General features: G+C 68.2%; 1 protein-coding gene. It reads left to right on the forward strand.

Annotated features, from left to right (window positions below; all coding sequences use genetic code 11):
• On the forward strand, nucleotides 1-513 hold a 513-nt coding region (locus MJ785_RS12345), incomplete at its 5' end, for a PIN domain-containing protein (protein WP_239380931.1).
• Between the last annotated feature and the right edge of the window lie 131 nt (nucleotides 514-644).

Below are 644 nucleotides of genomic sequence, written 5' to 3' on the forward strand. Positions count from 1 at the left end.
ATGCACCTGCGCGACAGCCTGCTCCGCCTCGCGATCGCCGATCTCTACCGCCCCCTGTGGTCACGGCACATACTGCGGGAACTTCAGAGCGCGCTCGTCCGCGAAGGCTCGGCGTCACCTGACCAAGCCGGTCGGACAATCGGGCTCATGCGCGAGCACTTCCCCGAGGCAGAGGTACTCGGCTACGAGCTGCTGATCCCGGCGATGGCCTGCCACCAGAAGGATCGCCACGTCCTCGCGGCTGCGGTCAAGGCCGGCGCGGGCCTGCTGGTCACCGACAACATCTCCGACTTCCCGGCCACGTCGGCCCTACCCCACGGGATCGAGGTACTGACGGCAGACCAATTCCTCCTCGAACTCCTCGACGCCTCACCAGTCACAGTGATCACCACGCTGCGCCGGCAGGCCGACGGGTACAAGCGCGAACCCAAGACCCTCGACGGCCTCCTCGCCACCCTGAGCAGGTCCGGCCTGCGGGGCTTCGCCAGCGAGGCCCGCCGACTGACGTCCTGAGACGACCGTCGGCCAAGCCGTGCGGCCTGCCCCGATCACAGTCGCCGGACGGGCCGAAGTATCCGGAACCGCCAGGTGTGCGGAACACTCGTTCGATCCGGTGGACGATGTTCCGAGCGGCGTGGTCACCG

The organism is Protofrankia sp. CiT1 (genome assembly GCF_917627335.1).
Lineage (GTDB): Bacteria > Actinomycetota > Actinomycetes > Frankiales > Frankiaceae > Protofrankia.